The 23,620-nt window shown below is 67.2% G+C and carries 23 protein-coding genes and 1 tRNA gene; 5 read left to right on the top strand and 19 right to left on the bottom strand.

The window, feature by feature from the left end; all coding sequences use genetic code 11:
* The first annotated feature begins 51 nt into the window (after positions 1-51).
* Both ABE483_RS16975 and ABE483_RS16970 read left to right on the top strand, forming a co-directional pair.
* The gene (locus ABE483_RS16975; RefSeq protein WP_346482089.1) at positions 52-1,527 is read left to right on the top strand and encodes a S41 family peptidase; all 1,476 of its coding nucleotides are present in this window, start codon (positions 52-54) and stop codon (positions 1,525-1,527) included.
* Positions 1,528-1,616: 89 nt separating this feature from the next.
* Positions 1,617-2,015, top strand: coding sequence for a DUF6713 family protein (locus tag ABE483_RS16970; protein ID WP_313210427.1), 399 nt, complete (start codon positions 1,617-1,619; stop codon positions 2,013-2,015).
* Positions 2,016-2,053: 38 nt separating this feature from the next.
* Here ABE483_RS16970 and ABE483_RS16965 read toward each other — a convergent pair.
* From ABE483_RS16965 to aspS, 18 genes are all read right to left on the bottom strand, one after another.
* Positions 2,054-2,129, bottom strand: a tRNA-Lys gene (locus ABE483_RS16965).
* Between the two features lie 72 nt (positions 2,130-2,201).
* On the bottom strand, positions 2,202-2,867 hold the full coding sequence (gene queC / locus ABE483_RS16960; RefSeq protein WP_121039125.1) for a 7-cyano-7-deazaguanine synthase QueC: 666 nt from the start codon (positions 2,865-2,867) through the stop codon (positions 2,202-2,204).
* A gap of 75 nt (positions 2,868-2,942) precedes the next feature.
* On the bottom strand, positions 2,943-3,641 hold the full coding sequence (queE, locus tag ABE483_RS16955) for a 7-carboxy-7-deazaguanine synthase QueE (protein ID WP_259259409.1): 699 nt from the start codon (positions 3,639-3,641) through the stop codon (positions 2,943-2,945).
* Positions 3,642-3,773: 132 nt separating this feature from the next.
* The gene (gene ybgF / locus ABE483_RS16950; RefSeq protein WP_313210423.1) at positions 3,774-4,580 is read right to left on the bottom strand and encodes a tol-pal system protein YbgF; all 807 of its coding nucleotides are present in this window, start codon (positions 4,578-4,580) and stop codon (positions 3,774-3,776) included.
* 3 nt (positions 4,581-4,583) lie between these two features.
* Positions 4,584-5,099 (bottom strand): peptidoglycan-associated lipoprotein Pal, encoded by a 516-nt coding sequence (gene pal / locus ABE483_RS16945; protein WP_121039134.1) that lies wholly within the window; start codon positions 5,097-5,099, stop codon positions 4,584-4,586.
* Between the two features lie 64 nt (positions 5,100-5,163).
* A complete protein-coding gene (gene tolB, locus ABE483_RS16940) occupies positions 5,164-6,483 on the bottom strand; it encodes a Tol-Pal system beta propeller repeat protein TolB (protein WP_046272625.1) in 1,320 nt (439 codons plus the stop codon).
* Positions 6,484-6,695: 212 nt separating this feature from the next.
* Positions 6,696-7,754: a cell envelope integrity protein TolA gene (gene tolA / locus ABE483_RS16935; RefSeq protein WP_313210418.1), complete on the bottom strand. Its 1,059-nt coding sequence runs from the start codon at positions 7,752-7,754 to the stop codon at positions 6,696-6,698.
* The gene (gene tolR, locus ABE483_RS16930; protein WP_019185220.1) at positions 7,744-8,172 is read right to left on the bottom strand and encodes a protein TolR; all 429 of its coding nucleotides are present in this window, start codon (positions 8,170-8,172) and stop codon (positions 7,744-7,746) included. Before tolR ends, tolA begins: the two co-directional genes overlap by 11 nt.
* Before the next feature lie 23 nt (positions 8,173-8,195).
* The gene (gene tolQ / locus ABE483_RS16925) at positions 8,196-8,975 is read right to left on the bottom strand and encodes a protein TolQ (protein ID WP_313210415.1); all 780 of its coding nucleotides are present in this window, start codon (positions 8,973-8,975) and stop codon (positions 8,196-8,198) included.
* Between the two features lie 10 nt (positions 8,976-8,985).
* The gene (gene ybgC, locus ABE483_RS16920) at positions 8,986-9,429 is read right to left on the bottom strand and encodes a tol-pal system-associated acyl-CoA thioesterase (protein ID WP_313219724.1); all 444 of its coding nucleotides are present in this window, start codon (positions 9,427-9,429) and stop codon (positions 8,986-8,988) included.
* Positions 9,419-10,459, bottom strand: coding sequence for a Holliday junction branch migration DNA helicase RuvB (gene ruvB, locus ABE483_RS16915; RefSeq protein WP_346482088.1), 1,041 nt, complete (start codon positions 10,457-10,459; stop codon positions 9,419-9,421). The genes ybgC and ruvB overlap by 11 nt, the downstream gene beginning before the upstream one ends.
* Before the next feature lie 235 nt (positions 10,460-10,694).
* Entirely contained in the window at positions 10,695-12,545 is a 1,851-nt protein-coding gene (locus ABE483_RS16910; RefSeq protein ID WP_313210516.1) for a potassium transporter Kup, read from the bottom strand.
* 127 nt (positions 12,546-12,672) lie between these two features.
* Complete coding sequence (gene ruvA / locus ABE483_RS16905; protein WP_313210410.1) at positions 12,673-13,263, bottom strand: Holliday junction branch migration protein RuvA; 591 nt, start codon at positions 13,261-13,263, stop codon at positions 12,673-12,675.
* Positions 13,264-13,273: 10 nt separating this feature from the next.
* Positions 13,274-13,795, bottom strand: a complete 522-nt coding sequence (gene ruvC, locus ABE483_RS16900; RefSeq protein ID WP_121039160.1) for a crossover junction endodeoxyribonuclease RuvC — start codon at positions 13,793-13,795, stop codon at positions 13,274-13,276.
* A 129-nt stretch (positions 13,796-13,924) separates the two neighbouring features.
* Entirely contained in the window at positions 13,925-14,656 is a 732-nt protein-coding gene (locus ABE483_RS16895) for a YebC/PmpR family DNA-binding transcriptional regulator (RefSeq protein ID WP_313210407.1), read from the bottom strand.
* 83 nt (positions 14,657-14,739) lie between these two features.
* Positions 14,740-15,372: an alpha/beta fold hydrolase gene (locus ABE483_RS16890; protein ID WP_313219722.1), complete on the bottom strand. Its 633-nt coding sequence runs from the start codon at positions 15,370-15,372 to the stop codon at positions 14,740-14,742.
* 109 nt (positions 15,373-15,481) lie between these two features.
* A complete protein-coding gene (locus ABE483_RS16885) occupies positions 15,482-16,015 on the bottom strand; it encodes a GNAT family N-acetyltransferase (RefSeq protein ID WP_313210403.1) in 534 nt (177 codons plus the stop codon).
* A gap of 171 nt (positions 16,016-16,186) precedes the next feature.
* Complete coding sequence (gene aspS / locus ABE483_RS16880) at positions 16,187-17,944, bottom strand: aspartate--tRNA ligase (protein ID WP_346463208.1); 1,758 nt, start codon at positions 17,942-17,944, stop codon at positions 16,187-16,189.
* A 171-nt stretch (positions 17,945-18,115) separates the two neighbouring features.
* Here aspS and ABE483_RS16875 point away from each other — a divergent pair, with 171 nt between their 5' ends.
* Positions 18,116-19,075 carry a DUF3011 domain-containing protein gene (locus tag ABE483_RS16875; protein WP_346482087.1) on the top strand — a complete coding sequence of 320 codons (960 nt, stop codon included), beginning with the start codon at positions 18,116-18,118 and terminating at the stop codon, positions 19,073-19,075.
* An 82-nt stretch (positions 19,076-19,157) separates the two neighbouring features.
* On the opposite strand, the gene ABE483_RS16870 is transcribed toward ABE483_RS16875, so the two are convergent.
* Positions 19,158-19,793 (bottom strand): hypothetical protein, encoded by a 636-nt coding sequence (locus ABE483_RS16870; protein ID WP_313219719.1) that lies wholly within the window; start codon positions 19,791-19,793, stop codon positions 19,158-19,160.
* A 162-nt stretch (positions 19,794-19,955) separates the two neighbouring features.
* Here ABE483_RS16870 and ABE483_RS16865 point away from each other — a divergent pair, with 162 nt between their 5' ends.
* Complete coding sequence (locus tag ABE483_RS16865) at positions 19,956-21,224, top strand: MFS transporter (protein ID WP_313212515.1); 1,269 nt, start codon at positions 19,956-19,958, stop codon at positions 21,222-21,224.
* A gap of 62 nt (positions 21,225-21,286) precedes the next feature.
* Positions 21,287-23,533 carry a glucosylglycerol-phosphate synthase gene (gene ggpS / locus ABE483_RS16860; RefSeq protein WP_346466729.1) on the top strand — a complete coding sequence of 749 codons (2,247 nt, stop codon included), beginning with the start codon at positions 21,287-21,289 and terminating at the stop codon, positions 23,531-23,533.
* Positions 23,534-23,620 lie beyond the last annotated feature (87 nt).

Raw genomic sequence — 23,620 nt, 5'->3', positions numbered from 1 at the left:
TCCCGTCACCCTTGCCCCGTGCGGCACTGCGCCGGGTCGCAAGGAGGCTGTATGGCAGGGACGAGAGGGATCGTGATCACGCTGGCGATGCTGGCCATGGCATCGCCGGAAGCATGCCGTGCCACACCGGCATTCGATCGAAGCGGCTGGCAGGCCGACCACGCGGCACTCAAGCAGATCCTGGCGCACGATTACGCGCACCTGGCCTGGGTCGCCTCGCCTCAGGGCGGCGTGGATCTACCCGCGCTGGATGCCTCCGCGCAGCGCGCACTGGCCGAAGCGCATACCGATGCGCAGGCGGCCCAGGCCCTTCGCACCTTCCTGGCCGGCTTCCATGACGGCCACCTCAGCCTGCTCGACCCGCTTGAACAGGCCCCCAGCTCCCCGGCGCCCGCTGCTGTGGACCCACGGGCCCTGGGCGCTGGCGCAGGCTGTGCATTGCTTGGCGTATCCGACGAGGGTCGCCACGATTTCAGCCTGCCGCTGGACACGCTGCCGGGTTACCACCCCTTGAACGATGTGGCCGACCCCATGCTGCGCGCCGGCACGCTGTCCTTGCCGGACGGGCACACGATCGGCCTGCTGCGGTTGCACGAGTTCGATGCGCTGCGCTATCCAGGCGTGTGCCACGCGCTGTGGCCACAGCTGCGGCAGGCCGACGCCACCGCGGAGATGCGCGGCACAGTGGGCCGCAGTTGGGTCGCTGCGATTGCCGCCAGCCTGCGGCGCTTCCAGCAGGACGGCGTGGACGCGGTACTGGTGGATGTGGGTGACAACCCGGGCGGTGACGACAGCGGCGACACCCTCGCGCGCCTGTTTACTTCGCAGCCGGTGGCCTCCGCCGTCCTGGAGGTCAGCCAGTCGGCGGCGGGCAAACCGTATCTGGACGAGCAGTACGAACGGCTCGACGACGCGCTGCGTCATCACCACCCCAACGCGGCCGCCCGCCGGCTGTTGAGCACGCAGCGCGCCGCCTTCCAGGCATCGCGGCAGGCGGTGGCCATGCCGCCCTGCGATCTGTCCTGGGCCTGGCACACGCAGCAGGCATGGGACGCCGCACCGTGCCGGCGCCTGGTCGCGGCGGGTACGTCCGGCGGTCCGCTGCCGAGCCCTGCCGTGGACACCCTCGATGATTTCCTGATCGCCCACCGCCTGGACTGGGCACAGGATCTGCGCGGGCACTGGGGCGCATGGAATGGCCCGGTGTATGTGTTGACCAACGGAAAGACCGCGTCCTCGGCCGAAATGTTTGCCGCGCGCATGCAGGACAACCACATCGCCCGCATCGTCGGTACGCACAGCGGCGGCTATGGCTGTGGCTTCATGAGTGCAGACGCGCCGCCTGAACTCCCCCATTCGCACCTGCGCGTGCGCGTACCGAACTGCGTACGCCTGCGTGCCGACGGCAGCGACGAAGTTGCCGGCATCACCCCGGACCTGCCCGTCATTCCGCGCAGCGGAGAAAGCGCCCGGGCACGGGCGCAGCGCGTGGTGGATACGCTCGCCAGCGACATCGGGATGCATTGAGCCCGGCCCCGGCGGCGCAGGGGTCACCCCTGGTGGGCCGCTACACTACGCACGCTGCAGGATCCGCAGCGTCTGGCACCGCCCGCCTCATGGAACGACGTTACTTCGCCACGCTGCTCGCCTTGATTCTCCATCAGATCGATGCCGCCTTCTGGCGTGAGTGGGAGATGTTCCTGCTGCCGGGTGGCGTGCAGGGCTTCCTGGTGTTCAATCTGATCGCCGTGGGCGTGGTGGTGCTCGGCTACCGCCATGTGGTGCTGCAGACCGGCAAGGCACGCGGTTTCGCGAGGCTCTGCGCGGCACTGGGCCTGGCCACCTTCATCATCCACCTCGGCTTCGCGCTGTATGGCCATCGCGCATTTCATCTGCCGGTGTCGATGGCGATCATTCTTGCCTGCCTGGTGTCGGCCTTGTGCCTGCTGCGCTCGCTGCGCAGTGCAGCTGCTGCCTCGGCCGGCGGTCGCGGAGACGCCCATCCCCGCGCATGAAAAAGGCGACCTCGCGGTCGCCTTGATCATGGATGCAGTGGTGGGCCGTGATGGATTCGAACCATCGACCAAAAGATTAAAAGTCTTCTGCTCTACCAACTGAGCTAACGGCCCATTGCATCCCCGACGTGACGCCGGGGGTGCGCATTCTAACGCATCTTCGCGCTCATGCGTACCCGTCCCGCATCACACGTAGTGGGTCGGGTCCGGCACGCCGGCATCGGTGAAGCCCTGCGCGCGCAGGCGGCAGGCATCGCAGTGCCCGCAGGCGCGGCCTTGGTCGTCGGCGTTGTAGCAGGACACGGTCAGGCCGAAGTCCACGCCCAGGCGAACGCCTTCACGCACGATATCGGCCTTGCTCAGGAACTGCAGCGGCGCGTGGACCTGGATGCCCGCACCTTCCACGCCCGCCTTGGTGGCCAGGTTGGCCAGCGTCTGGAAGGCCTGGATGAATTCGGGGCGGCAATCCGGGTAACCGGAATAATCCACCGCGTTGACGCCGCAGAAGATGTCGTTGGCGCCCAGCACCTCGGCCCAGCCGAGTGCGACGGACAGCATGATGGTATTGCGCGCCGGCACGTAGGTGACCGGGATGCCCTCCCCGCCCGCTTCAGGAACGTCGATGTCATCGGTCAGGGCCGAGCCGCCGATGCTGCGCAGGTCGACATTGACGGTCTTGTGGGCGACCGCGCCCAGCGCGCTGGCGACGGCGGCGGCGGCGTCGAGTTCGGAGGTGTGGCGCTGGCCGTAGCGCACGCTCAGGGCGTGGACGGCAAAACCCTGCTCGCGGGCGATGGCAACGACGGCGGCGGAGTCCATGCCGCCGGACAGGAGGACGACTGCTTTCTTCATGGGGGTGTTTCCGGTGGTTTGCAGGGAACCAGCACGCTGTCCCGCGCCGGGTACGTCAGGAATGCCGGGTTGGCCCTATCGGCCCGGCTCGTCATTCCACAAAAGCTTGTGCAGCTGCATCTGGAAGCGCACCGGCAGGCGGTCGGCCACGATCCAGTCGGCCAGCTCGCGCGGGCTGACCTCGCTCTTGCTCGGCGAGAACAGCACCATGCTGCGCTCATTGAGGCGATGCTCGCGGACCATGCCGCGGGCCCATTCGTAATCCTCACGGCTGCACAGGACGAACTTGATCTGGTCGCGCTTGGTCAGCAGCGGCAGGTTCTCCAGGCGGTTGCGGGCCATTTCGCCGGAGCCGGGGGTTTTCAGGTCGACCACGCGCGACACGCGCGGATCGACGGCGCTGACATCCAGCGCGCCGGAGGTTTCCAGCGAGACGTCCAGGCCGGCGTCGCAGAGCTTCTCCAGCAGCACCAGGCAGCGCTTCTGCGCCAGCGGCTCGCCACCGGTCACGCAGACGTGGTGAACGCCTTGGGCCAGCACCTCGTCCACGATCGCGTCGATGTCCCACCAGGTGCCGCCATGGAAGGCGTAGGCGGTATCGCAATAGGTGCAGCGCAACGGGCAGCCGGTCAGGCGCACGAACACGGTCGGCCAGCCGGCGGTATCGGCTTCGCCCTGCAGGGACAGGAAGATCTCGGTGATCTTCAGTCGCGGCAGCGGGGACTGCACGATCTCACTGGGGAGTGCGGCAGCAGCGGACAGAGTGGTGGTCATGGCGGTGATTCTTGGCGGACGGCTTCGGAAACGACAACAGCCGGGCATGGCCCGGCACGGAGGACCGGGCAGCGCCCGGTTGGCAATCCATCATTATACCGGGCCCGGCCGCAACAGCGGCCCGGGGCGGGTTCAGCGGATCTGCTGACCCAGCCGGATCGACTGCAGACGGTCCTGCGCGGTGCGCGCGGCGTCGGAGCCGGGATACGTGGACACGACCTGTTCGAGGGTCGCCTGGGCCTGGTCGACCTTGCCTTCGCCATACTGGGAAAGGCCGATCTTGAGCAGGCCACCGGACGCCTTGTCATGGGTCGGGTAGCGCGAGATGAGGTCGCGGAACTGCGCCTCAGCCAGCGGGAAATTACGGGTGGCGTAATAGCTTTCGCCCAACCAGTACAGCGCGTTGGGGGTATAGACGCCGTTGGGGTACAGCTCGAGGAAGCTCATGAACAGCTGCGCCGAGTCGTCGTACTTGCCGGCCTTGAGCGCATCGAAGGCGACATTGTAGGCGGTGCGTTCATCGCCACTGGCGGCCAGGCTGCCGGCATCGCCGTGCACGCTTGGCGGCCGCTCGGAAGCGGCCGTTGCCGGTTTCGGGGATGCAGCGGGGGCAGGCGCGGCTGCGGCCGGGGCGGCAGGAAGCACGGGGGCTCCACCTTCCAGGCGGTTCAGCCGGCTGTCCAGGTCCAGATACTGGTCCTTGGCGGACTGCTTGAGCTGGTCATTGTCGTGCTGCAGCTGCTCGACCTGCGACTGCAGGGCCTGCAACTGGGTACGCAGCTGATTCAGCTGATTGAGCATGTCCATGTTGGACTGGTTGTTGTTCGCCTGCTGCTCAAGCGCGCCGACGCGGTCGGCCAGACTCTGGCGCTGCGCATTGGCCGGTGCGGCAGCCACGAGGGCTGCCGCAACGATCATCGATAGAAATCGAAAGCGCATCTATTACTGAGCCGTGTACACGATCTCGACGCGACGGTTCTGCGACCAGCAGGACTCGCCCGACTCGGTGCAGACCGGACGCTCTTCGCCGTAGGACACGACGGTCAGCTGCGAAGCCGAGCCACCGTTGGCCTGCAGTGCCGAGGACACGCCGTTGCCACGACGCTCGCCCAGGGCCTGGTTGTAAGCGCGCGAACCGCGCTCATCGGTGTGGCCCTGCAGGGTCATGCGCGAGGACGGACGGTCACGCAGGTACTTGGCGTGGCACGCCATGATGGCCTGGAACTCCGGCTTGACGCTGTCCTGGTCCAGATCGAAGTACACGACGCGCTGGCGCAGGCAGGAATCGGTATCCAGATCACCCGGACCGTACAGACCCGAGGTGGACGGGCCGGTCGGAGCGGTGGTGCTGCCGGTATCAACCGGGGCAGCCGGCACTTCCTTGACCTTCTTGGAACAACCGGCCAGGGCGGCCACGGACAACAGGGAGACAAGCAGAACGCGGGTGGTCTTGTTCATGGCGATACCTTTGAGGCTCCTAAAGCCGGATGAGGGATGAATACGGCGAAATCTTAACACTCTGTTAGCGCTTTGTACGGTATGGCGACCAAGAAGGCTCGCGAACATCACCGTCCGCCAGAACCAGCCGCTGGCGCACGCGCGCATCGGCCGAAACGGCGTACAACACTCCACGACCCCCCTCACGGGCGGCGTACAACACCATGCTCGCGTTGGGCGCGAAGCTCGGCGATTCATCCAGCGACCCTGGCGACAGCGTGTTCCAGCGGGCCGAGCCCGTGCTGCTGTCCATCATCGCGATCTTGTAGGTGTTGCCGCTGCCCTGGGCGACCACCAGCTTCTTGCCGTCGTAGGACAGGCTCGGGGTGGCGTTGTAGTTGCCCTGGAAGGTCACGCGCGACGCGCTGCCACCGCTGGAAGCCACCTGGTAGATCTGCGGGCGGCCGCCACGGTCGGAGGTGAAGTAGACGCTGCTGCCATCCGGGCTCCAGGTCGGCTCGGTATCGATGGCGAAGTGGTTGGTCAGCTGGGTCAGCTGCTTGCTGCCCAGGTCCATCACGTAGATTTCCGGGTTGCCGCTGCGCGACAGCGACAGGGCCAGGCGGCGGCCATCCGGCGAGAACGACGGGGCGCTGTTGATGCCGCGGAAGCTGGTGACCAGTTCACGGGCACCGCTGGAGATGTTCTGGATGTAGATCGCCGAGTTGCCGCGCTCGAAGCTCACATAGGCCAGCTTGTTGCCGTCCGGGCTCCAGCTCGGCGAGAGCAGCGGCTCGGCCGAGCGCACGATGGTCTGCGGGTTGAAGCCGTCCGAATCGGCCACCATCAGTGCATAACGCATGGCATCGCCCTTGCCGCTGGCGGTGACATAGGCAATGCGGGTCCAGAAGGCGCCGCGCACCCCGGTGATCTTTTCATAGATGGCGTCGGCCATCTGGTGGGCGACATCGCGCATGGCGTTGCCACGGGCGGTCATCGCCAGGCCCAACAGGCGCTCGCCCTTGGGCACGTCGTACAACTCGTACTCGACGCGGTAGGCGCCAGCGCCGGCGTCCATCACCCGGCCGACCACGATGTAGTTCTGCTTCAGCGCGCGCCAGGTGGCGAACTGGATCTCGCTGCCACGGGTCGGCTTTTCGACGATCTGGGCTTCCGGCAGATTGCGGAACTGGCCGGAACGGTCCAGGTCGGCACGCACCACGGCGGCCACATCGGTCTGCGGTGCACCGGCCGACCCCTGATACGGCATGGGGACGACGGTGATCGGCGTGGCGGAGGCATTGCCGCCAATGATGTCGATATCCAGCCCCTTCTGCTGCGCCATGGCAGCGAAGGGCAACAACAGGGCCGCAACAACGGCAAGCCAACGAGGCATTTTTTTCATGGAGCGCTCAATAGGGGGGAAACCAGAACGAGGGATAACAGGACCGCGGTGAACAGTTTCGCAATCATGAACCAAGGCCGTGTGAATTCCGAGTCACCGGGTGCACAAAACTCACACACCGTTAACCCCTCCAGGCGCCGCCGGCCTGCGCGGCGGCCGGTGGCGCGCGGCTGCCACGACCGCTGATCCGGCGGGATCAGCGGCCTGCCGGGTCAATCCTGGGCGGTGAACGTGAAGTTGATGGTGCGCGCGAACACCGATTCGAAGCCGCGGTACGGCAACGGCTGGGCATTCAACACGGCGGCCTCGATCGAACGGCGGCCTGCCTCGTCGAACGGGCAGCTGCCGCTGACCTTGGCCTGGATCACCTGCCCACCGGGAATCTGGGTGATCGAGACCTGGCAACGCTGGCCCAGCGGGACCGAATCCGGACGGGTCCACTGTGCCGAGACCTTCTGCTGGATGGCCGCCGCGTACTTGGCACTGAGATCGTCACTGGTGCCACCAGCACCGGCGGCCGGCTTGGCGGCACCGGTCGCCCCGGCGGTCGAGGCCGAGGCATTGGCCGCACGTGCGGCCGTGACCTGGCGCAGCTTCTGTTCGGCCAGCTTGGCTTCGTTCTCGGCCTGGGCCCGCTTGCGGCGGATTTCAGCGAGTTTCTTGTCGCGCTCGGCGTCGGCCTTGGCGTCGTTGGCCTTCTGTTCCTGCTCGGCCAGCTTCTTCTTCTCGGCTTCTTCCTGCTGCTTGGCCAGGCGCAGCTTCTGCTCGGCCTGTTCCTGGCGCTTGCGCTCGGTCAGGTCGATCTGTTCCTGGCGGCGCTTGGCTTCCTGCTCCTGCTTGGCCTTTTCCGCCGAGATCGCCAGCGCGTTGACCGCTTCCTGGTCGACCGTGTCGGGCTGGGCGATGCGCTCCTGCGCCTGCGACTGCTGAGGCGTCGGTGCGTCCTGCGGGCGCGGCTCGGGCAAGGGCTGCGGTGGCGGCACGGTGTCTTCCGGAATGGGCTCGGGCTCGGCGACCGGCTCGGGCAGGTCCGGCAGCGTTTCGGAGGCCCGCAGGGCCTGGCGGGCGGCCGAGGCTTCCGAGGCGGACAGCTGCAGGCTGGCCTCGATCGCCGGATCGCCGGCGGCCGCTTCGGTGGTGCGCTGCGGCGACCACAACCAGGCGGCGATGAAGATCAGGGCCAGCAGCAGGTGCACACCGAGCGCCAGCGCGATCGGCAGACCCCACTTCTCTTCAGGCTGACGCTGCGGTGGCAGGGCTTCAGCGTGCATCGGTCGCCAGGCCCACCTTTTCCACGTTGGCGCGCTTGATCACGTCCATGGCCGCGACCACCTTCTCATACGCCACAGCCTTGTCGGCGGCGACGATCACGCGCAGGTTCTTGTCCTGCGAAGAAAGCGCGGACAGCTGGGCCTGCAGCCGGGCCGCATCCATCGGTTCCGGATCCTTGGCCTCGGGCAGCTTCAGGCTGAGCTGGCCATCCAGGCGGACGGACACGATCACCGGATCCTGCTTGCTCTCCAGCGCCTTGGCCTGGGAGGTCGGCAGATCCACTTCAAAGCTCAGCGTGAGCAGCGGCGCGGTCACCATGAAGATGATGAGCAGCACCAGCATGACGTCGATGTACGGCACGACGTTGATTTCGGATTTGAGCTTTCGGCGCTTGCGGCGGCCAATGGCTGCGGTCATGGCAGGACTCCTGTGCTGGGCGCTTACTCGTCGCCCGCGGTCTGACGCTGCAGGATCGAGCTGAACTCTTCTGCGAAGGTTTCAAAGCGCACCGACATGCGCTCCACGCGGGTGGTGAAGCGGTTGTAGGCCCATACCGCCGGGATCGCCACGAACAGGCCGATCGCGGTGGCGAACAGGGCTTCGGAGATACCCGGAGCGACCGAGGCGATGCCGGCCTGCTCGCCGCTGTTGATCATGTCGTGCATGGTCACCATGATGCCGAACACGGTGCCGACCAGGCCCACGTACGGGGCGGTCGAGCCGATGTTGGCCAGCAGCTCCAGGCTGCGCTCCATCTGGTCCACTTCACGGGTGTAGGTGGTGCGCATGGCGCGCTGGGCGCCCTCAAGCTGGGCACGGCCATCCAGGCGACGCTTGTCGCGCAGGCGGGTGAACTCGCGGAAGCCCGATTCGAAGATCGCTTCCAGGCCGCCGACCTGGCGGTTGCGGTCGGTCGCCGAGCTGTACAGCTTGCCCAGGTCCGCACCGGACCAGAAGCGGCTTTCGAACTCGTCGGCGGCGCGGTTGGCGGCGTTGAACACGCGTGCCTTGCGGAAGATGATCACCCAGCTGATGAACGAGCCGGCCAACAGCAGCAGCACGATGATCTTCACCGGGATGCTGGCCTTGATCATCAGGTCCAGGTAATTGATGCCACCGCCATGCGTGGCTTGGGCGACAGTCTGCGCCGCGGCGCTGGTGACTTCCTGCGGCAGCGCTTCGGTCACCGTGGCCTGCAGGGCCAGGAGCATTGCGATCATCCGTTGTTCCTCAGTATGCGGATTCTGGAAATTCGAGGTGTTTCAGCGCGGCATGCAGTGCATCGTCCATGCCACGCGGTTTGAAGGTGGTTGCATCCAGCGCGGCGATCTTCACCTGCGCAGTCAGCAGTGTTTCCCCGCCCCGGCACACGGCCTGCGCGAATACCATGCTGGCGCGCTTGCACTGCACCAGCGTGGCGGTGACATCCAGCGCATCATCCAGGCGCGCCGGTTTGAGGAAATCCATGGTCATGCTGCGCACCGCGAACACCAGGCCGTGGTCGCAGCGCATCCGCTCCTGACCATACCCCAATGCGCGCATCCATTCCGTGCGCGCCCGTTCCATGAAGGCCACGTAGCGGGCGTGGTACACCACCCCGCCAGCGTCGGTATCTTCCCAGTAAATGCGTGTCGGCCAACTGAATCGGGGCTCAACCCGGGGCTCAACCGACATCCGGGACCTCCGCGAACAGGTCCGCCGGGGGGTTCTTCGGCTTCAGCCCCATGTGCCGGTAGGCCTTGTGCGTGCACATGCGCCCCCGCGCGGTGCGGATCAGGAAGCCCTGCTGGATCAGGTACGGCTCGACCACGTCTTCCAGCGTGCCACGTTCTTCGGACAGCGCCGCCGCCAGCGACTCGATGCCGACCGGGCCACCATCGAAGTAATCGACCATGGTCCGCAGCAGGCGCCGATCCAGCTCGTCGAAGCCCTCCGGATCGACCTTGAGCATCTGCATCGCGGCCTGGGCCACGTCCTGATCGATGTGGCCGGCCGCCTTCACCTGGGCGAAGTCGCGCACGCGGCGCAGCAGCCGGTTGGCGATACGCGGGGTGCCGCGCGAGCGCCGTGCGATCTCGGCCGCGCCTTCGGCGGTGCAGTCGATGTTGAGGATGCTGGCCGAACGCCGGACGATCTTCGTCAGCTCTTCCGGGGTGTAGAACTCCAGCCGGTGCACGATGCCGAAGCGGTCGCGCAGCGGCGCGGTCAGCAGGCCTGCCCGGGTGGTCGCACCAATCAGGGTGAACGGCGGCAGATCGATCTTGATCGAGCGGGCCGCAGGGCCCTCACCGATCATGATGTCGATCTGGAAATCTTCCATCGCCGGGTACAGCACTTCCTCCACGACCGGCGAAAGGCGGTGGATTTCATCGATGAACAGCACATCGTGCGGCTGCAGATTGGTCAGCAGCGCGGCCAGGTCACCGGCCTTTTCGATCACCGGGCCGGAGGTGACGCGCAGCGCGACCCCCAGCTCGTTGGCGATCACATGGCTCAGGGTGGTCTTGCCCAGGCCCGGCGGCCCGAAGATCAGCACGTGGTCGAGTGCGTCGCCACGGGCCTTGGTCGCCTCGATGTAGATCGACAGCTGCTCGCGCACTGGCGCCTGGCCGAGGTAATCGGACATGCGCTTGGGGCGGATGCTGGCGTCGGTGCCCTCGTCTTCGCGGGTGGCACCGGCGGCGATAATGCGGTCGTCGGTCATCCCGCGATTATGCGGCAAAAAGGGGCGTGATCCGCGCCCCGGTAGTGCCGGCCGCTGGCCGGCTCCGCACGATGCAGGGGTCGTGGGGAGCCGGCCAGCGGCCGGCACTACCGGGAATGCATCGGAGGAAGCGCCCCTTGTTGTTCACGGGGGCGCGCCGAAGGCGCGGGGATAAGGGGAAATGCCGCCGGGGCCCACGGTTTGCATCGCAAACTGTGGGCAGCGCAGGTGGAGATTAAATCTCCACCTGAGCCCCAAGCTCCACGAGCCGATTACCCGGAATCCGGAAGAACCCGGTCGCCGGCGCGGCGTTCCGGTGCATCAGCGCGAACAGTTTGTCGCGCCAGATCGGCATGCCGCGGTTGGCGGTGGCCACGATGGTCTCGCGGCTGGCGAAGAACGTGGTGTCCATCGGGTCGAAGTAGATCCCGCCGTGGTCGCACGAGCGCATCAGCGCCAGCGGCACGTCCGGGGTCTCCATGAAGCCGAAGCGCACGTAGATCCGATAGAACTCATCACCCACCGATTCGATCTTCAGGCGCTGGCCAGAGGGCGCGTACGGCACCGGCAGGGTCACCACGTGCAGGAACACGTTGCGCTCATGCAGCACCTTGTTGTGCTTGAGGTTGTGCATCAGCGCGTGCGGGGCCACCGAGGGATCGGCGGTCAGGAACACGGCGGTGCCCGGTACCCGCACCGGCGGAGCCAGCATCAGGCCCGGCAGGAAGGTATCGATCCGGATGCCATCCTTGCGGATCTCATCGCGCAGCAGCTCGCGGCCACGCCGCCAGGTGCGCATCATGGTGAACAGCACGATGCCCAGCACCACCGGGAACCACGCGCCCTGCAGCAGCTTGGCGCCGTTGGCGATCACGAAGCCCAGGTCGATCACGAAGAAGATCACGCACAGCGGCAGGATCCAGTTGCGTGCCTTCGGCCACAGCGCGCGCGCGACCAGCGCCAGCAGCAGGGTATCGATCAGCATGGTGGCCGACACCGAGATACCGTAGGCCACCGCCAGATTGGAGGAGCTGCGGAAGGCCAGCACCAGCCCGATCACCATCACCGCAATGCCCCAGTTGATGCCCGGGATGTAGATCTGGCCGATGGTGTCGTGCGAGGTATGGGTAATGCGCATGCGCGGGATGTAGCCCAGCTGCATGGCCTGGCGCGAGACCGAGAATGCGCCGGTGATCACCGACTGCGAGGCGATCACCGCCGCCATCGTGGCCAGCACGATCATCGGGTACAGGCCCCACTCCGGGACCGCCTCGAAGAACGGGTTCTTGACCGCTTCGGGGTTCTTCAGCACCAGGGCGCCCTGCCCCAGGTAGTTCAGCACCAGGCACGGCAGCACGAAGTAGTACCAGGCATGGCGGATGGGCTTGGCGCCGAAGTGGCCCATGTCCGCGTACAGCGCTTCGCCGCCGGTCACCGCCAGCACCACCGCGCCGAGGATGAAGATGCCGTGCCAGCCGTGCTCCATGAAGAAGCGCAGCGCCCACATCGGGTTGAAGGCCTTGAGTACTTCGGGGGCATCGACGATGTTCCAGATGCCGATGGCCGCCAGCGAAATGAACCAGATCGAGGTGATCGGGCCGAACAGCTTGCCGATCTTGGCCGTGCCGAAGCGCTGCACGGCGAACACCGCCAGCAGCACCACCACGGTGATCGGCACGATGAAGTTGTGCAGGCCCGGGGCCGCGACCTCCAGGCCCTCGACCGCACCCAGCACGGAGATCGCCGGGGTGATCACGCCATCGCCGAAGAACAGCGAGGCGCCGAAAATGCCGAGGATGCCGACCACATAGGCCGAGCGCGACCCGTTGCGCAGCGTGCGCTGGGTCAACGCCATCAGCGCCATGATGCCGCCCTCGCCGTCGTTGTCGGCGCGCATGATGATGGTGACGTACTTGAGCGTCACCACGATGTTCAGCGCCCAGAACGCCAGCGACAGCACGCCCAGCACGGTGTCATGGTCGCTGTTGAGACCGTAGTGCGGGGAGAACGCTTCTTTCAGCGTGTACAGCGGGCTGGTGCCGATGTCGCCGAACACCACGCCGATGGCGCCGATCATCAGCGCCATGCCGCCGGCCGCGGGCGCGTGGCCGTGCGGGGCCTGGCCGTCGCTGTGCTGGGGGGAAGTGGTGGACATGAGGCTCCGGGCGGACGCGGTCGGTGGTGTCGGTGTCAGGAAATGGCAGGCGCGCGGCTCAGCGCAGCGCCGCCTGCAGGGCCTTGCGGATCACCGTGGCGACATCGTCACCCTCGGCATTGGCATCGCGCGCCATGCGCGCGGCCTCGGTCGGCTTGTAGCCCAGCTGCTGCAGGGCCACGGTCGCCTCGGAGACCGGATCGGTGGCCGGTGCCGCACCGGCGATCGGCGCGCCGCCGCCACCGAAATGGGCCGCGCGGTCGCGCAGCTCCAGCACCATGCGCTCGGCGGTCTTCTTGCCGATGCCCGGGATGCGGGTCAGCGCGGTGATGTCACCGGCCTGCAGCATGCGCGCGAACTCGTCCACGCTGACCCCGGAGAGCACGGCCAACGCGATCTTGGCGCCGATCCCGCTGACCTTCTGCACATCGCGGAACAGGCGGCGCTCACCCTCGCGCAGGAAACCGTACAGCGAGACGCTGTCTTCCTTCTGCGCGTAATGGGTGAACAGGGTGACCTCGCGGCCCAGCTCGGGCAGATCGTAGAAGGTGCTCATGGGCGCCTCCAGCTCATAGCCGACGCCATTGACGTCCACCATCAGCCACGGCGGCGCCTTGTAGGCCACGATCCCGCGCAGACGACCAATCATGCAGTGTTCCTCATTTCCGGCTCCAGGCCTGGCGGGCATTGACGCCCAGGCGCAACGCCGTCGCCCGGACGTGGGCGTGGGTGATCGCCACGGCCAACGCATCGGCAGCGTCGGCCTGCAGCTTGGTTTTCAGGTTGAGCATGAGCCCGACCATGTGTTGGACCTGTTGTTTTTCCGCGCCACCGCGGCCGACCACGGCCAGCTTGATCTCGGTGGCGGCGTACTCGCTGACCGGCAGGTCGCGCATCACCACGGCCGAGATGGCGGCGCCGCGCGCCTGGCCCAGCTTCAAGGCCGAATCCGGGTTGCGCGCCATGAACACCTTTTCGATGGCCACTTCGTCGGGGCGGTATTCCTCGACCAGGGCGGTCAGGCCGACCACCAGCAGCTTCATCCGCTGCGGGAAGTCATCCGCGCCCAGCAGCACCAGCGGCAGGTGATGCACATGCACCACCTTGCCGGCGGCGTCCACATCAATGATGCCCACCCCGGTGCGCTGCGAACCGGGGTCGATGCCGAGAATGCGGGTCATGCGGCACGCACACGGCCGCCCGTGGCCCGGAAGGGACACATGCGGCGGGGATAACAGGGAACGGCGGGAGTCATCATGGTCCGCATTGTCCGCTCACCGGTCGCGCAAAGCGACCGGTGAAGCGCCTGCTCAGGCGTAGGCGTCCGCGCCGAGCTCGGCGTTGGAGAACACGTCCTGCACATCGTCCAGGTCTTCGAGCATGTCCAGCAGCTTCTTGACCTGCAAAGCGGTGTCGCCTTCGACCTTGATGTCGTTGTCGGCGCGGTAGGTGATTTCAGCATGGTCCGGGGTGAACCCGGCGGCCTCCATCGCATCCTTGACAGCGTGGTAGCTGTCGGCCGCGGTGACCACGTCGATCGCCCCGTCTTCCGGGTAGACCACGATGTCGTCCGCGCCGGCCTCGATCGCCGCCTCGGTCACGGCTTCTTCGTCCGCACCGGCGCCGAAGTGCAGCACGCCCAAGCGCTTGAACATGAACGACACCGAGCCTTCCGTGCCCATGTTGCCGCCGCACTTGCTGAACGCATGGCGGACATCGGCCACGGTGCGCACGCGGTTGTCGGTCAGGCAGTCCACGATCACGGCCACGCCACCGGGGGCATAGCCCTCGTAGCGGATCTCTTCGTACTCGACGCCTTCCAGCTCACCGGTCGCCTTCTTGATGGCGCGCTCGATCACGTCCTTGGACATGTTCGACGACAGGCCCTTGTCCATGGCCACCCGCAGGCGCGGGTTGTTGTTGGGGTCGCCTCCACCGCCGCGCGCGGCAACGCCGATCTCGCGGATGATCTTGGTGAAAATCTTGCCGCGCTTCGCGTCAGACGCGTTTTTGCGGTTCTCGATGGAGGGGCCTCTACCCATGGGGTGACTCTCGTGTTTCTGTCAGGAACAGGGCGCGAATTCTACCTGATCCGCCGACCTGCCCGTGTCAGTGCCGGGCCCGATCAGGCGGCGTGGGCCGCGTCGTCCCGGCGGAACCGGCCATCGCGCAGGAAGGCGGCGGTCTGGCGCGCGGCATCCGGCGAGAACACCAGCCCGCTGTGGCTGGCCGGGATCACGCAGTGGTCGGCCAGGCCCGGCAACTGCGTCTCATCCAGCGCCACGGTGCCATCGGAGGCATCGCCACAGGCGCCCAGCAGGCTGCCCAGCCCGTGCGGGACGGAGCCGGCGATCAGGCCGACCTGCGCCCTGCCCTCCCAGGCCGGCAGGCCATCCAGCAGCAGTTCCGAGCTGCGCCCCAGCGCCAGCGACCAGCCGTGATCGCTCAGTGAGCGCGCGGTCACACTGCCACGCAACGGGGAGCCGAGACAGACCACCCGCGACACCGGCAGGTCCGGCGCGCGCCGCAGCGCCTCCAGCGCGACCAGTCCGCCCAGGCTGTGCCCGACCAGCGAGACCGGGCCGCTGTCCTTGAGCCGCTCCAGCAGTTGCGGCACCGCCACCTCCGGGCCCCCGAACACGCTGGAGTACCCGAAGGTATCCACGGCGAAGCCACGGGCACGCAGACGCCAGGCCAGCGGGCCGACCCACGCGCGCGCATTCCAGATGCCATGCAGCAGTAAAACAGGGGGATTCATGGTGTCAGCCTAGCCCGTTGGGCGGGGCGCCTGCAGAAGGAAACAGCGTCATTAGACGAATGGACCGGACAACGGCAGGTGAAGCCGTCGCGGCCCTTCAGGATCCGGCTCAGGCGGCCGTTGGCGGGCGGCGCAGGATGAACTCCAGGTCGAGCACCTTGCCCACCGGGAACGCGTAGGTGCCGACCTTGCTGAAGCCGTAGCGGGCGTAGAAGCGCTGTGCACCGAAGTTTTCCGACCACACCCCCAGCCACACCGTGCGCGGGCCCTCGCGTTCCAGCCAGGCCAGCGCGGTTTCGAACAGACGACTGCCCCAGCCACAGCTCTGCTGGTCCTTGATCAGGTACAGGCGCTTGAGCTCGCCATCGCCGGGCTGCACCTCGGCATGCGGCAGTCCACAGGGGCCGGCTGCGGCGTGGCCCACGGCAACACCGTCCAGCTCCAGCAGCCAGACCGCGTAATCGGGGTGTTCGAGGATGATGCGCTGGCGCTGCGCCGGGTAGGCCTCGTCGAGGAAGGCCTGCAGGTCCTCCGGCGGGTACAGATGGCCGAAGGTTTCCACGAAGGTACGCGCGGCCAGCACCGACAGGGTCTGGGCATCGTCCGGGGTGGCGCGGCGGATGGTGTAACGGCCTGGGGTCACGGCGAGAGCATCGGCATCGGCGGGAGCCGTCAATTTACCTGAACGCTGCGGCGATGGCGCCGCGTGACGATCAACGTTTTCGATCATCACGGGCGCCACCCACGGCCCGGCACCGACCTCCGGCCGGTACCTGCCGCACCCCACGCCGGCCCATGGCCGGCGCTTGCCCGCTTATTCCTTGACCGCGCGCGGACGGACCTGGACGTGCACTTCCGCCAGCTGCTCGTCCGGGATCGGCGACGGGGCACCGGTCATCAGGCACTGCGCGCCGGTGGTCTTCGGGAACGGGATCACGTCGCGGATCGACTCGGTACCGGCCATCAGCGCGGCGATACGGTCGATACCGAAGGCGATGCCACCGTGCGGCGGCGCGCCGAAACGCAGCGCGTCGAGCAGGAAGCCGAACTTGCCCTCGGCCTCTTCGGCCCCGATGCCCAGCAGGTCGAATACCGCGCTCTGCATGTCCGAGCGGTGGATACGGATCGAACCACCGCCGATCTCGTTGCCGTTGAGCACCATGTCATAGCCGCGCGATACGGCGGTCTTGGCGTTGGCGCGCAGATCGGCGATGTCATCCACTGCCGGCGCGGTGAAGGGGTGATGCAGGGCGACGTAGCGCTGGGCTTCGTCGTCGTACTCGAACATCGGGAAATCGGTGACCCACAGCGGTGCCCAGCCGGCGGCGACCAGGTTGAAGTCCTTGCCGGCCTTCAGGCGCAGGGCGCCCATGAAGTCGGAGACCTTGTTGTAGCCACCGGCGCCGAAGAACACGATGTCGCCATTGCCGGCGCCCACCTGGGCGACCAGCGCGGCGAAAGCCTCGTCGCTGAAGAACTTGGCGATCGGCGAGCTGACGTCGCCGCTCTCGCTGATCTTGATGTAGGCCAGGCCCTTGGCGCCGTACTTGGCGGCATGCGCGGCGTACTCGTCGATCTGCTTGCGGCTCAGCGTGGCACCGCCGGGGATGCGCAGCGCGGCCACGCGGCCGTCGGCATCATTGGCGGCGGCGGTGAACACCGGGAACTCGCTGGTCTTGACCAGCTCGGCCACGTCCACCAGCTCCAGCGCGATGCGCAGGTCCGGCTTGTCCGAGCCATAGCGACGCATCGCTTCGGCCCAGGTCATGCGCGGGAAGCTGGCGGCCAGCTCCACATCGACCACTTCCTTGAAGATGGCGCGGATCATGGTTTCCACGAAGTCCTGCACGTCGCGCTCGCGCACGAAGGCGAACTCCATGTCCAGCTGGGTGAATTCCAGCTGGCGATCGGCACGCAGGGCCTCGTCGCGGAAGCAGCGCGCGATCTGGTAGTAACGGTCGAAGCCGGCCACCATCAGGATCTGCTTGAACAGCTGCGGGCTCTGCGGCAGGGCGTAGAACTCGCCCGGGTGCATGCGCGCCGGCACCAGGAAGTCGCGGGCGCCTTCCGGGGTGGCCTTGGTCAGGATCGGGGTTTCGATGTCCTGGAAGCCGGTGGCGTCCAGGTGGCGGCGCAGGGCCTGCACCAGCTTGATGCGGGTGCGCTGCATGCGCTGCATTTCCGGGCGGCGCAGATCCAGGTAACGGTACTTCAGGCGGGTTTCTTCGCCCGGGTTCTCGTGCGCGTGGAACGGCAGCGGCTCGGCCTTGTTGAGGATGGTGATGGCCGTGGCGATCACTTCCACGTTGCCGGTGCGGAGCTTGTCGTTGGCCGCGTGGCGCGCGCGCACCACGCCTTCCACCTGCAGCACGTCTTCGTAGCCCAGGCTGGCGGCCACGGCGAATACAGCGGCGTTGTCGACTTCCACCGTCACCTGCACGATGCCTTCATGATCACGCAGATCGATGAAGACCACGCCGCCCTGGTTGCGGGCAACGTCGGTCCAGCCGGCGAGGGTTACGGTTTGGCCAATCAGGGTCTCGTCGACCAGGCCACAGAAGTGGGTACGCATGGGGGTAAAGCTCCGCAGGAGAGTGCCGGCGCCAAGCTGCGCCGGAAAGCCCGTTATTCTGCGGCCGCCAGCCCGGCGGGGCAAATCCGGGCGCTGCAGCCCGGCATCACACGCTCTGAACCGGGGCCATTCCTATAGTCCGCGCACCAACGACCGCACGGGGATGTCGCCATGCAACGCCGTCTGAGCACCGTCTGCCTCACCCTTGCCCTGGCCTGTATGGCCCCGGCCCTGCACGCCCAGATGAGTACCCGGGCCTATGCCCCGGAAAATCTGTCGCAGCTGTCCTCCTCCGACCGCAGCCGGGTCATCACCCAGGAATACGCCGACCAGTCCAATGGCCGCCGGATCCCGGATGACCAGCTGCGCTTCTACCTGGCCCAGGTCAATTCGGGCTGGAACTTCTCCCGCATCAAGCAGGACATCGCCACGTCGCTGCGCGGCAACGGCAACGGCAACGGGGGTGGCTGGAATGGCGGCGGCAACGGCCCCGGCAACACCGGCACGGTCCGCTGCGAAAGCCAGGACAACCGCGAGCGGGTCTGCAATACCGGCTGGCGCAGTGCCCGGCTGTCCCGCCAGATCTCCGGGACGACCTGTACCGAGGGCCGCAACTGGGGCTCGCGCAACGGGACGGTCTGGGTCAGCGGCGGCTGCCGGGCCGAATTCGTCGAGGGCCGTGGCAATGGCGGCAACTGGGGCGGCGGCGGCGGCACCGGCGCGACGATCCGCTGCGAGAGCCAGGACAACCGCGAGCGCACCTGCAACACCGGCTGGCGCAACGCCACCCTGGTTCGCCAGATCTCCGGTACGGCGTGTGTCGAGGGCCAGACCTGGGGCGTGCGCAATGGGGCAGTCTGGGTCAATCGCGGCTGCCGCGGCGAGTTCGCCGAAGCGCGTGGCAACAGCGGCGGCAACTGGGGGGGCGGTGGCGGCAACAGCAATTACAGCGTGACCTGCAGCAGCAACGACAAGCGCCAGCAGACCTGTGCCTGGGATGCCCGTCAGGGTCGCCCGGCGCTGGTGCAGCAGTTGTCGGGCACGGCCTGCGTGGAAGGCCGCAGCTGGGGCTACAGCAATGGCAGCCTGTGGGTCAGCGGCGGGTGCCGCGCCCGGTTCGGGGCGCGCTGAGCGTTCCCCTTGTGGTAGGTGCCGACCGTTGGTCGGCACGCTCGCGGTGACGCCGGCCCGCGGCCGGCATTACCGCGCTGCGTTACGGCGCGGGCGTCTCACTGCCCCACGGCGCCGGCGGCAGTGCCACCGGCTTGCTCAGGTCGAACACCACCTGGAAGTGGCGCCCACCCGGGCGGGTCAATTCGTAGACGAAGCGCTGGTCCGGCTCCACTTCCATTGCCCAGGTGTTCTGCACCGAGGCGAGCATGTCCGCCTTGCGGAACATCGCCACCGAATCCGAATCGACCGGGAATGACTGGCGTTGCGCGGTGCCTGGCGGCTTGCTGTCGCCACCGTACATCGTGACTGCATCCGGGCTGCCGTCTTCGTGGCGATGATCGTGCTTGAGCCGCAGCCCATGCTCGGTGCGGGTGAGCACCCAGGTCCGTGAATGGTCATCACCGACATGGAAGGGAATCCGCAGCTCATGCGCCGGGTCCTCGCAGCCCCGCACATGCATCACCAGCCGTTTGCCCTCGAAAGGATCGGGCGCATCGGTCTTGGGCTCGTTGACCGCGATGCGGCCTTCGAACGCTTTGCCGCAGTGCGCGGCCACGGCAGACATGAACGCATCGGACGGCGCCATCGAGACATCATGGCCGACGGTGTCGTTCGAACCGCTGCACGCGGTGATCGCCAGCGCAGCGGCGAAAGGAAGGAGTTTGACTACATTCATGCCCCCACCCTAACGGGCGCGAACGACCAGCGCAAACCGGACGACCCGCTGCATCGTCACGCACGCGCACCCATCGCCTGCGCTGCAACAGGGGCTTCATACCCGCTGTGGTATGGTCAATCACGTGACTTGTTCGCCTTCTTCCCCACGAAGGGCGCACGCATGTTGCGGCTGACCGCCCTGCTCGCCGGTGTGGCGCTGCTGCTGACCGGCAGCGGCCTGCTCGGCACATTGCTGGCGGTGCGCGGTGGTGAAGCCGGCTTCGGTGCCGGCACGTTGGGGTTGGTGATGTCCGGCTATTTCGCCGGTTTTTTCATCGGCACCTTCTTCGCCCCCTCGCTGATCGGCCGCATCGGCCATATCCGTGCGTTTGCCTTCTTTGCCGCCCTCGCCGCCATCGCGGTGCTGCTGCACCCTCTGTGGATCAATCCCGTGGGTTGGGGCGTGCTGCGCATCCTTACCGGCATCGCGCTGGTGGGCCTTTACACCGTGATCGAGAGCTGGCTCAACGCCGAGCCCGACCCGCGCCTGCGCAGCCGTGCTTTCTCGCTCTACATGGTGGTCAACCTCTCGGCACTGGCCCTGGGCCAGGTGCTGCTGATGCTTGGCGACGCCGGCGCGACCTCGATGTTCATGCTTACCGCGATCCTGGTCTGCGCGGCAGTGTTGCCGGTCACCGCTACGCGCCTGCGCCCGCCGGAGATTCCCTCGGTGCCGCGCCTGAAACTGGCGCGGCTGTATGCGATGGCACCGGTGGCGACGGTTGCCGCCGGCCTCTCCGGCCTGGCGATGGGCGCATTCTGGGGCCTGCTTCCGGTCTACGCCGGCGAGGTCGGCCTGGACGGCAATGGCGTCGCGATGTTCATGCTGACCGCCATCGCCGGTGGCGCGTTGCTGCAATGGCCATTGGGTCACATCAGCGACGGGCATGACCGCCGCACCGGACTGGTCGCGCTGAGCCTGGCCGCGGCGGGTATCGCCGTGGTGGCCTCGCTGCCGATGATCCAGGCGCAGACCCATCTGCTGTTCGGCCTGTTTTTCTTCTATGGCGGGCTGGCCTTCGCGCTGTATCCCTTCGCGGTCGCGCACATGCTCGATTACCTGCCGCGCGAAGATCTGCTCTCGGGCTGCTCCAGCCTGCTGCTGGTCCATGGCGTGGGCGCCGCGCTCGGCCCCGCGTTGGCGGGCGCGGCGATGCAGCAGTTCGGCGCGCCTGCACTGCCGCTGTACTTCGCGGTGGTGCTGATGCTGCTGGCGCTGTTCACCACCGCGCGCCTGCTCAGCTTCCAGCGGCTGCGCACGCATCCGGTCGGCTTCCGGCTGATGCTGCGCACCACCCCCTCGGCGCTGGAACTGATGCCCGAGACCGACACCGCGCCGCCGGATCCCGATATCCCCCTCCCCTCTGACTCCGATAAGGAAGTGCATTGACTGTTTCGACACCGACCTCCCTCACTCCAACCCGTACACCGCCGGCGCCGCCGGCCCCGCAATTGATCCTCGCCACCGATCTGGATGGCACCTTCCTCGCCGGCGATCCCGCCGCGCGTCATCGGCTCTACCGGCTGGTCGACCAGCACCCGGGTATCCGCCTGATCTTCATCACCGGCCGCGGCCTGGAAGCGGTGATGCCCCTGCTCTCCGATCCGGCCATTCCGCGCCCGGATTACGTGGTCTGCGATGTCGGTGCCACCGTCGTCGACGGCCACACCCTGCAGCCGATGCAGCCCCTGCAATCGATGATCGACGCGCACTGGCCGGGCGAGCAGGTGGTCGCCGCCGCGATGCGTCCGTTCACCGCGCTGCAGCGCCAGGACGTGCCGCAGGAACGCCGCTGCTCGTACTTCTGCGATCCCGACACGCTGGCGCCGCTGCGCTCGCAGATCCAGGCCGCCGCGCAGGCGCTGGGCTGCGATGTGCTGTATTCGGCCGACCGCTATCTGGACATCCTGCCACCTGATACCGACAAGGGCCGCACCCTGGCCGCGCTTGCGCGCCTGCTGGAACTGCCGCGCGATCGCATCCTGGTGGCCGGCGACACCCTCAATGACCTGTCGATGTACACCTCCGGTTTCCGCGGGGTGTGCGTGGGCGATTCGGAGCCGGCGCTGACCGCCGCGACGGCCGACCTGAAGCACACCTTCCATGCACAGGCGCCGGGGTGCGGCGGCATCCTCGAAGCGATCGAACATTTCGGCCTGCTCGCCGATGACGATCCCTTCCTGCGCCCACCGCCGCAGGCGCGCGCCGATGGCGCCGACCTGGTGATGGTCTATCACCGCCTGCCCTTCGATGAAGTGATGGAAGATGGCGTGCTGGTGCAGCGCCCGCCGCGCTCGCCCAACGGCATCATCCCCTCGCTGCTGAGCTTCTTCGAAGGCGGCCAGAAAGGGTCCTGGGTTGCCTGGGGAATCGATGAGCCCAAGCGCGGTCCGTTCCAGACCCACCTGGCGGTGGATGCCGAGCGCTACCCCACCCTGACCGCCGCGCGCGTACCGCTGAGCAAACAGGAAGTGGACATCTTCTACAAGCGCTTCTCCAAGGAAGCGTTCTGGCCGATGCTGCACGTGTTCTGGGAACGCGCGAAATTCCGCGAAGAAGACTGGCAAGTCTTCCTGAAGGTCAACCGCAAGTTCGCCGAGGCCACCGCCGCCGAAGCCGCGCATGGCGCGACCGTGTGGATCCACGACTACAACCTGTGGATGGTGCCGGCCACGCTGCGCGAGCTGCGCCCGGACCTGAAGATCGCCTTTTTCCACCACACCTACTTCCCGTCGGCGGATGTATTCAATGTGGTGCCCTGGCGCCGCGAGATCATCGGCAGCCTGCTCAGCTGCGACTACATCGGCTTCCACATTCCGCGACAGGTGGAGAACTTCGTGGACGTCGTGCGCGGCGCGATGCCGGCCGAGCGTCTGGCCTGGGAAAGCTGCGCCCCGCGTTTCCTCACCTACGGGTGCGCAGTGGGCCTGGACACGATGACCACGCGCCTGCGCGTGGGCGACCGCGAAGTCGCCCTCGGTGCGCACCCGGTCGGCACCGATCTGCGCCGCATCCACAACGTGCTCGCACGCAGCGACGTGCGCAATGACATCTTCAAGCTGCGCCGCGAGATCGGCGCGCGCAAGCTGGTGCTGTCAGTGGAGCGCCTGGATTACACCAAGGGCACGCTGGCCAAGCTGGAGGCGTTCGAGCGGTTGCTGGAGCAGCATCCGGATCGCCAGGGCAAGGTCACCCTGCTGATGATCTGCGTACCGGCCGCACGCGAGATGACCATCTACCGCACGCTGCAGAACCAGATCGAGCAGGCGGTGGGGCGGATCAACGGGCGCTTCTCGCGGCTGGACTGGACCCCGGTGCGGTTCTTCGCCCAGGCATTGCCGTTCGAAGAGGTGGTGGCGCACTACGCCGCCGCACAGGTGATGTGGATCACCCCGCTGCGCGATGGCTTGAACCTGGTGTCCAAGGAGTTCGTGGCCACGCAGGGCATCGAGGGCAGCAACGGCGTGCTGGTGCTCAGCGAATTCGCCGGTGCGGCGGCCGAGCTGAAGGGCGCGGTGCTGACCAATCCGCATGACCCGGCCGATCTCACCGCCGGCCTGTTGCAGGCCTTGTCGATGCCCGACGATGAAGCCACCGGGCGCATGCGCCAGCTGTTTGGCAGCGTGGAGTATTACGACGTGGATCGCTGGGGCCGGGATTTCCTGGATGCGGTGCGCAACAGCCACGCCGAAGGCTGACGCTGTACGGGTAGTGCCGGCCCCAGGACGGGGCCAACCGGAGCGGGCAGGCGGGGGTGCCGGGTTTTAGTGGTGGCGGCCAGACGA

Source organism: Stenotrophomonas sp. TWI602, assembly GCF_039674045.1.
In the GTDB taxonomy this organism is placed as follows: Bacteria; Pseudomonadota; Gammaproteobacteria; order Xanthomonadales; family Xanthomonadaceae; genus Stenotrophomonas.
This window is presented reverse-complemented; position numbering and strand designations above follow the sequence as displayed.